The sequence below is a fragment of the Dehalococcoidia bacterium genome (assembly GCA_028711995.1).
Taxonomy (GTDB): domain Bacteria; phylum Chloroflexota; class Dehalococcoidia; order SZUA-161; family SpSt-899; genus JAQTRE01.
The window spans coordinates 1-9,127 of the sequence record JAQTRE010000115.1 but is presented as its reverse complement, the minus strand read 5'-3'; the positions used below and the strand labels follow the sequence as shown (position 1 = coordinate 9,127).

Genomic DNA, 9,127 nt, shown 5'->3' with positions numbered 1-9,127 from the left:
CCATCTTACGGAACAGCTCCATCGGCATCTCGTGACTGTCTTCACATTCATTCACATAGAGGCTTACCTCTTTTTCGGCAAAATCCCTGATCGCTTTCTGAAACATCTGGTGTTCTTCTGGAAGATCGAAATCCATTTCTCTCTAACTCCTGAAAATGATTAAGATTAGCGAACGCTACCCCTTGGGTTTCATGCCGGAATGGATCGGTTCAACCAGCATCACCCCATTTGCGAATCCCTATGGCCGGAGGAATGGTCACACAGGCTTGCCCCATCCACCCACAACACGGAAGCTAAGGCCTCGATACCCCCAGACACAGACCGACTGGTTTGATTATAGCATTGCCCAATAACAACTACAACTTGGAATAATGTGTTCTAGAACTACATGACATCGAGAACCCCTATAATACTTTCATGTACTGCGCAACAAAGTGGTACCACGGAATATGTGACTGGACTTTCTTTTTTTGTCGCAGCAAGATAATATAGTTCCACACAACCCTCAGCCGGGAGCTATCGCTAATGGTAGCCAGATTTGACACGGTGCCCACCAGAGTGGGAAATACTCAAACCCAGGTAATTTGCTGTCTGGCATCATCCTGGGAGCCTGATGAGCTCAGACATATATGACACTCACTCTCAGCAATGAAGTTGCCCAAACCATCTTGAAGAGCAAAAACAGGCGAGGTCTTGATGAGATGAACAGAATACGGAAATCATCTGAACCGGGGGTCGATGACCTGGACCTGCTGCTGGTGAAAGAGCTAGAACTAGACGCCAGGCAGAGCAATCCCTCTCTGGCGAAAAAGCTCGGCACAAGCTCAACGACGATTCACCGGCGAGTTCAGCGGCTCATTGATGCGGGGACTATCACAATCGCGGCCAGGCCTGAACCACTGGTGTTGGGGTTCTCAACAAGGGCCTTGATGGGGATCACTGTTCGTCCTGGGAAGTCGGATGCTGTGGCGGGTTATTTGGCCCCCTACCGATGCGTTCGAGCCATTCGGCTGATCGCGGGACGCTATGACGCGTTGCTCACACTGTTCTTCCGTAGTCAAGAGGAACTCCTGGGCTTTATCAGCGAAGAACTGGGCAAAATCCCCGACCTGATGGATGCTGAAACTATGGCGGTTTTGAAAGTGGTGAAAAGCTCCTGGATGTACTTGAGGGGCGACACGGGTGCAACCAGAGAAGCCACCCCCCGCCCTCTGGATGAATTGGAAGTGAAACTAATAGAGGCTCTGGAGTCAAGTCCCAGAGAAAGCATCACTCATCTCAGCAAGAAATTGCAAATAAACAGGACACTGATGGGCAAAAAGATGCAAGTGCTGCTTAACGAGAACATCGTAAGGGTGGTCAGCGTCGCCGATCCTACAGCCTTTGGTTTCGGCACTCAGGCAATCATCCTGGTGAAAACCCGCCCCGGTCAGATCAATGCGGCAACGGATCATCTGGTGGCCGACCGAAGGGTCAACCGCGTCGTCATCACCACCGGTCGCTTTGATCTATTCTTGAGCGCCAATTTCCAGGATTCAACGGAGATGGCTGATTTTTTAAAAAATATTCTAGGCGTCACTCCTGGCATTGTTCATTACGAGACGATGCTCCAGCTGGCAGTCCCCAAGCAATCTTTTTCGCTTTTGACGTAAATTGAAGGAATCTGTTCTAAAGAGAGCGCATTAGGGAGACACCTCCCCAATCTCGCGGCAAAAGATCGCCTGCTCCACTTGATCAGGGGCTCTTCAGATGCTGGAAATATTCTGCTTATCGGTTAGGCCGAGATCCTCGAACCGATACACTTCATAATCGACTATCGCGCCTCCGGATTCACAGGACACATCATCTCTTTGATCCAATACTCTGCTGATATATCTGGGATTGAATTCACCCAGAAATATAAATCTGAGTGAAGCTTTCCTTCCCATCAGGCGACGGTAGTCTTGGAGCATTTTAGTAAAGCTGCGGGTGCTATCCGCAAGAATCCGTGAACGAAGCACGCCCTCAGTGCTCACTTCCACCTCAAGGATTACATCCTCATCATCAAGTCGCAGTATACCATCAAACTCTATATCCAATCCTCTACCCATCCCCATCACGCGAACATTCTGGTCGATTGGCCGACCGTATTTCCTTTCCAAAAATGCAAAAACAGTCTCTTTAACCTGGGAGGATGACATGTGGTTGATATTGCCAGCCACGGACGGGCTTTCTTCCACGGCGTTCAAACCAAGTAAACAGATGGGCACCTTCAGCATTCTCCCGATACTAGGCAACTTTTCGGTAACCTCATAAAAGCTCAAACCAGCCCATGGCTTTCCGGTTTCCTTCCTCATGACGTTCTGAAATGCCGATGTGCCAACAACGTAAACGCCGATATCTATCTTGGCTTCTCTGGAATCGTACATGGCTTGGAACTTGAGGATATCCGCCAGCAATCCTGGTGATCGAAACCCCAACTGGAGGCCGACCCCTTGTTTGATAAGCTCCGCCAGCGGCATCTGGCCGCCTCTCCCTCGCACGACTGCTGGGGGATCCCACCCCCTGGCGAGAAAATCCGCTCGTGAAAGCTGGAGGAATTGATCAAGGGATAACATGGTGATATCGATCCTCGGCCTGAGAAAGACCTCTTCGATCTCCTGGATTATTCCCGGCTTGCTGTTCAAGCGAGTCTCTCCAGAAAGGTAAGAGAATTTCTCCAAACTCAGTTTCATGTTTCTGATTGAGCTCCAGATAGAATGGCTAGAGCGTTCGCCGAGTGCTTTGTCCCCTCACATCACGAGTAACATTATCGAATGGTGGCAGAGAGCAAGCAGGTCAATCCGGCCATCGCTTATGCCTCGCAACCAAAGTAGAAAATCCCTTAAGAGAATGGGTCCCGGTTCTATGTGGCTGAACTCCCTTTACGAACCTCCTCCGGGATAAGCGTTCCTACCGTTGCAGTGGCAATGTTCATCAGGGTGTCAGCGGCCCCGTAGTAAACAATGAGTTCATCATCTGCATCGAGCATTTCTTTTCCGTGATGTTCTTTGGGAAGAGCTCCGCAGGTGAAGACAACATTGGGCACCCAATGCTGTCCTTCCTTTCCAATCTCACACGCCTCCTGCGGTTCTAGGACAAAATTCGGGGAGCGATAAATCAGTTTGGACGGGTTTTCCAGATCCAGGAGCATCACTCCCAGCCGATAAAAATGCGCAAAATCAACGCCGTGGGTAATGAGTAACCATCCGTACTTGGTCTTGATCGGTTGAGCCCCAGCACCGATCTTCTTCCCATCCCACATCATTCCGTAAGTTGACCCGGCCAGAATCTTGTGCTCTTTTCTGGGCCAGGGACAGCGCAGATGGTTGGAGAAGGTCACCCAGATATGAGGATCGACGCGATGCAGCATGGCATACTTCCCATTGAACGTTTCAGGGAACAGCGCGGCATCCTTATCGTTAAAGCCGGGGAAGACCAGTCCATGCCGGTGCCACTTCTTCCACCGGTAATTCGTAAAATCGTCTGCTCCTATGGAAGCCAGAGCGATTTGGGCCACGATGCCATCATAAGCGGTATAACTCATGTAAATACGACCGTCCATCAAAATCAGCCGAGGGTCTTCACACCCTTTCTTTTCACTACGGCGCTTTGGCTCGAATATAGGCTTCTCCAGTCGCTCTGTGAAATGGAACCCGTCTTCGCTTGTGGCCAACCCCAGCCGAGAGACCTCGTCATCCCCGAACGCCCGATAGACCATGTACACCTTGCCATCCAGCCTTATCATGCCCGCGTTCAACACATATTTTGATTCCCACGGATGTTCCTTAATCGGCTCGAGGACAGGGTTACCGGCAAACCGAGTCATATTGCCAGCCAGGGGTTGCTTTGACCAGGGAGTAATCGTCTCCCTGCAGACAATCTGTTCCGCCCCTTTCTCCGTTCCCAGCAGAATGGAGGCCATATCTTCCCATTCCCTGCCCTGCTCCATAAGCTCGATAATTTTCTCCTCCACCTCCTCCTCAGTCCCACCCGCAGCCTTATAGTACTCTAAAAGGAACTCTCTTGAAGTCCAGTCTCTCTCCACATGCAGCGAGAGGGGCGGCGGCAAGCCCTTTCCACCCTTAAAGCTATAGCTGGCCCAGGACCACATAGAGCAGGTGACAAAGGTTCCATCGGGAAGGGTAAGCGCCAGATGATAGGAATCGGCGATATCGCGGAGAATTTCAGCTAATTTTAAGTGAGCCTCATCCCCGTCAGCAGACGCCTCAACCCTTTCTGCCCTCTCCTTCAATTGCCTGGCCAATATCCGCTGAGTCCCATCCTCAAAAATACTGTGCGCCGATAGAGGTTCCCTTCCCCAGTGGCCCTCCAGTGAGGCATTGACCTTTTGGCCAAAAGCCTTCCTCTCACTGGCAAATCTTTTCCATATCTTACCGAACCTTTCGGCTTCCACAATATTCTTGGTGACGGTGGTGAAATAACGCCCTTTGGGGAACTCTCCCCCCATGCCTTTACGGAGGTTGCTCACTACTACTCGGGAGCAGAGTTTATCAAGGGCTGATGAATCTTTCATCTCCACCAGCGAAGGAAAATTGACATGGTCCACCACCACAGGCTTTATGGGACAGGAAGCAAAATGTTCCGGGCGAATGGTTTCCCTGATCAGTTTCCGCAGGCTCTCGTCATACTCCTTCTCCTCAGACCAGCTGGTCAGAGCCAGAATATCCAGGGAATCATAATCCTGGAGCATCTCTTCAAGGCCGGCATAGCCCATCCTCGTAAAGAGATTGGAGGGGGGATACTGCTTCAGAAACCAAAGAGCCATCTCAGGAATCAAAGAGAATCCCTCTCCCTGCGGAAAGCTATCGAATATGGCCCTCACCATTCTTTCCGTCCCCTCGACTGTAGATAAATCGCTGGAACGTAATACCATTTCTTCACCCACGTGCAAAAAGTCCTTTATCGCTTGAGCGATCTCCGCAGAGCCAGCTTCTCGAGGAACTTGCAGGCGCTCATAGACAAAATGCTCAAACCCCTCTTTTTGCCGGGCGAATATGGCATCATATATTTCATTGGCGCGGACTGTGTGGCCCTCCGGAGTGATCAATTCCGTCGGCACGATGAGCGGCACCCCGGGTATGAATTCCCGATAAGTGATCTGAGGCACTGGCGACTTAAGCGCTTCCGCCCGCTCCACCCATCTGGACATGAAATCCGGCTTCTGGCGGAGAAATTCTTCCAACAATTCCGTGAGCCTTCGATCACTCTCCAGTGATGCCAGATAATCCGCTTCTTCGGGAGGTAAGTTCGTCAGTTTATCTCTTAGTAACTGCGTTTTCCGAACAAAGCCACACATGAAACCATTATGCAACGGAATGAGTGAATTCAGCACGTCATCCATGGCAAAATCCTTGCTGAACGCATAGGCGAGCAACAAATGGTAAACGGTTTGTACCCACAGTTCGGTGGGGAAATCAATATGGGCGTTTTCAAACTTAACCAGCCCTTCCAATTGCTGATAAGCCTCCTGAGGGAGAACCCTCTCATAAAGAGAGTGAAAAATGTAATAACCCTGTTTATATCTCATCCCCAACTGTTCAGGAACCAGCTGCACCTCATCAGGTTGATGCGTTTTCCTAGTTCCATAAGTCAGCAATGGCTGTGGCAGGCATGACTCGCGCTTCAACTCTATCTCTTCCCACCAATCTCTGTCCGCCACAATCTGTTCGAACATCACCTCACATGCTTGTCTCAATACAAGCGATCTCTTTGCCAGTGATGACTGATGATGCAGCTTTATTCCCAGGTTAGCTTCACAGATCATGTCGCCACTGGTGAGAGCCTTGGTAAGCAGCCAGACATCGACACCATATCCAAGAACCATAGGGCTCAACTGGTGGCGAGGCGTCTGAAGGTAGGTTCGGATCAAACGGTTGGAAATACCCCACTGCACACCTGCCCAGAGATGAAGCGGGCGATTGTAAATCGCGGTAACCAGAGGATAAAACAGCAGAGCGGAAACAGGGGCGTTAGCATAATGCTGGTTGAATCGTGAGACAACGAGATCCGCTTTACCTCTCCGAACAGGTTCGTGAAGGAGGCTGATCCAATCCGGAGCCAATCCCTCAACTTCCCCATTTGTGGTTCGACTTCTGAGGTCTGCCTCCAGAATCACCAGGTCTGCCTCGAGGGCTCGCGTCACCTCCATGATCGCCCGCAAGCTCCAGCCCTTTCCGTTTATTCGTTCATCATCCAGCAAGAAAGCGATTTGATCGATCTTGTCGTCATATGACTCATCGATCAATTTGAGGGCTTCGCCGCCTGCCGGAGAGCCGGCGGCTACGATAACACATTTGCGATCCGGGTAGAATTTTCTCAAACCATCCCTTATCGTATCCAGCACAGAGGAAATGGTGTCAGATTCACTATGAAAGGGAATCCCCACCACAATATCGGCTTCCCCTATTTCCGCTGCCTGGCTTAAGGGGCGTTGCATCACCTCTTTGAAGCGATTATCCACGTCATCAAACGAGGCGTCTCTGGCTCGACAGGTCCTGAGCTGGAGGCGCGGATTCAATGCGGCAATACGTTCCCCGATATGATTTTGGGAAAGACTGAGCACCACTCATCTCCTCCAGATACTTGCCATCAGTCCTATGCTGATGGCAGATCCCATTGCTTTAGATCATTAGTATAATCATCCAAATGATTCCGGTCAATGGTGCACACCCCAGTCCGAACATTGGGGTCATGGTGCAAATCTGTGATTGCGACCAAGGACATGCCTCTGCGTTGCCCGATTGAAGCTCAATTGCCATTCACCATGACGCAGGGGCCTGTTGATCTTGCATCAAGTATCAGAGGCTATCGATTTGGGCACTTTCTCTCTCCTGCGGAATATTCTGGCCAGCAAGATGCCGAACTCATACAAGGCAATCAGAGGAACGGCAACAAGGCTCTGGTTGATAGGATCAAAGGTGGGAGTGATAATGGCACCAAGAATAAAGGCTCCAACAATAGCGAACTTCCGCTTTCTGGCCAGCCCCTCTGGACTGACAATACCGATCTTGCACAGAAACAGGATCAAAATAGGGGTTTCAAAGCACAGTCCGATGCCAAAAAGCAGCTTGACCATCACTGAAACGAAATTTCCCACCCTGATCTGTGGCTCGGCAATATCACTCCCAAAGGTGATCAGAAACTTGGCTGCCGGGGGAATCAGAACAAAGTAACCGAAGGCTACACCCGCAGCAAACGACAGGAACACCGCAGGCAGTAGAAAATATAAGTACCCTCTCTCCTTTCCGGTCAAAGCAGGACGAATAAACATCACCAATTGATAGGTGATGTAAGGCAATGCCAGCGCAATTCCCATAAAAATCGCGATGACGCAGTATGTTCCAAACATCTCCGTCATTTCGATGAACTGGAGATTAATGCCATCGGCTCGCGACTTCAGCACCTCGATGATGTCTCCTGCAAAATAAAAGGAGGCGCCAGTGGTGATCGCTACTGCAATCGCGCACATGGTGAGACGTTTCCTCAGCTCTTCCAGGTGCGATTTGATCGGGAGCTTTACATCTTGATCCATAGCGTCGTGAGGTTTTAGCGAGGACTAATTAGTCCTCAAGGTTCTGGGGTTGCACCACTTCTGTTTTGCCAGGGGAGGCATTGCCGTCACTCAATATCCCCGTGACAGGCTGGGGACTTTTGCTTTGTGCTTCAGGAGGTGGCTTGATCCCATCTTCGTAGGCATCGGTAAAATCCTTGGTCAACGCCGCACTCTGCTTTTTGAATTCGCGGACGGCCTTTCCCAGACCTCTGCCGATCTCAGGCAGTCTCTTGGGCCCGAATATCAAGAACCCGATCAGCAGAATGAAGATTACTTCTAAGGGGCCAACGCCCAGAAAATCCACTCTCTCACTCCTCTGCCAACGACTCAGCTATCCGGTCTCACCTTCCCTGACTGCTACGATGACGAGATTGAGCAGAGAGTCTTGTGGTAGATCAAAGAGGCCAGTCTTCTGCGGTTAGTTCTCGATGATACACTGGTGAAACTCGCCTGCCTTGCTCGCCAGGCGGCACAATAATCTTCTCACAGCAGCCAAATTGTTCAAAACCGGAACTAAACAATCCCAGACCTAGTTTTTCTTATCGCCCTCGGCGGCCTTGGAATTGTTCGTCTGGGCAACTTCATCTTTGTCATCCTTTGACTTGCGAAACTCTTTTATCGCCTCACCCATAGACCTGCCAACCTGCGGCAACTTACCTGCGCCGAAGACAATCAGCACTATCACCAGAATAAGAGCGATTTCCCACGCACTTAAACGCGGCATACTCTCACCTCCTTCCTACCAATCTCTGCTAAGCTCATTATGCCCGCGGGGCAGACATCCCTATTCAAGTATACTTCATCCAGCAAAATGCTGCTACAATGAGTCTCTTCCAATACAAGATGAGCCTGAAAGGCAAATGGGTTTCTACAGTCAGATGAACTCTCAACGTTCTGAGCAACACGTCTATAGCGAAGGTAATGCACCTAAGTATGGGGGATAGAAGACTACAAACAATCTGACAAAGCCACCAACATATAGGGAGAAATCACAAAATGAAGACCGCTACCGGAGGAGGGATAAGGGCTCATCTGATCTTGATGAGCCCTCAGGAACGAAATTACTTCTTTGTTATCCGGGCTTAGGCGATCCGGAGAGAAAAAGCTATTTCTCCGGTTCTGACCGCCTGGTGAACATCCCTCTTATGGATTCAACCAGCTTATTCGGGGTAGGCGGCATTGGCTCCGATGGCGGGCCCCCGGCTCTTTTTGCCTGAAATTGCCTCCAGCGCATCTTGATCGTGCCCCATACTCCCATCGGCAGTAGGATTATGATCGCCAGCATGAATAGGGCCAAGAATGCCGTGCGCCACTCTTGATTAACCGTGTAGACCTCGGACACCAGCTCCGGCCCCAATCGAACGACCAAAGCGCCGACAATCGGGCCAACCAGGGTACCAATGCCACCCAGTATCGCCATGAAGATCACATCAAATAGAATGCCCATTCCGAAGATGTTCGGGTCCATGATGCGAATATAATGAGCATAAAGCCATCCGCCCGTGCCTGCTATCACGGCCGAAGCCACAAAGC

At 50.5% G+C, this 9,127-nt stretch carries 7 protein-coding genes; 1 reads left to right on the top strand and 6 read right to left on the bottom strand.

Annotated features, from left to right (window positions below; genetic code table 11):
* Positions 1 to 701 precede the first annotated feature (701 nt).
* Positions 702 to 1,652 carry an Lrp/AsnC family transcriptional regulator gene (locus PHV74_12655; GenBank protein MDD5095208.1) on the top strand — a complete coding sequence of 317 codons (951 nt, stop codon included), beginning with the start codon at positions 702 to 704 and terminating at the stop codon, positions 1,650 to 1,652.
* Between the two features lie 93 nt (positions 1,653 to 1,745).
* Here the strand turns inward: PHV74_12655 and PHV74_12650 are convergent, their stop codons facing one another.
* The 6 genes from PHV74_12650 to PHV74_12625 form a co-directional block, all read right to left on the bottom strand.
* Entirely contained in the window at positions 1,746 to 2,714 is a 969-nt protein-coding gene (locus PHV74_12650; protein ID MDD5095207.1) for a BglII/BstYI family type II restriction endonuclease, read from the bottom strand.
* A gap of 170 nt (positions 2,715 to 2,884) precedes the next feature.
* On the bottom strand, positions 2,885 to 6,607 hold the full coding sequence (locus PHV74_12645) for a glycosidase (GenBank protein ID MDD5095206.1): 3,723 nt from the start codon (positions 6,605 to 6,607) through the stop codon (positions 2,885 to 2,887).
* A 225-nt stretch (positions 6,608 to 6,832) separates the two neighbouring features.
* Positions 6,833 to 7,573: a twin-arginine translocase subunit TatC gene (gene tatC / locus PHV74_12640; protein MDD5095205.1), complete on the bottom strand. Its 741-nt coding sequence runs from the start codon at positions 7,571 to 7,573 to the stop codon at positions 6,833 to 6,835.
* 28 nt (positions 7,574 to 7,601) lie between these two features.
* Entirely contained in the window at positions 7,602 to 7,898 is a 297-nt protein-coding gene (gene tatA, locus PHV74_12635; protein MDD5095204.1) for a twin-arginine translocase TatA/TatE family subunit, read from the bottom strand.
* A gap of 225 nt (positions 7,899 to 8,123) precedes the next feature.
* On the bottom strand, positions 8,124 to 8,318 hold the full coding sequence (locus tag PHV74_12630) for a twin-arginine translocase TatA/TatE family subunit (protein ID MDD5095203.1): 195 nt from the start codon (positions 8,316 to 8,318) through the stop codon (positions 8,124 to 8,126).
* Between the two features lie 381 nt (positions 8,319 to 8,699).
* Positions 8,700 to 9,127 (bottom strand): branched-chain amino acid ABC transporter permease (locus PHV74_12625; protein MDD5095202.1); only part of this gene is annotated, 428 nt, incomplete at its 5' end.

Coding starts and splice junctions, on each gene's coding strand:
- PHV74_12655 (MDD5095208.1), top strand. CDS start 702: ATGAACAGAATACGGAAATCATCTGAACCGGGGGTCGATGACCTGGAC.
- PHV74_12630 (MDD5095203.1), bottom strand. CDS start 8,318: ATGCCGCGTTTAAGTGCGTGGGAAATCGCTCTTATTCTGGTGATAGTG.
- tatC (MDD5095205.1), bottom strand. CDS start 7,573: ATGGATCAAGATGTAAAGCTCCCGATCAAATCGCACCTGGAAGAGCTG.
- PHV74_12650 (MDD5095207.1), bottom strand. CDS start 2,714: ATGAAACTGAGTTTGGAGAAATTCTCTTACCTTTCTGGAGAGACTCGC.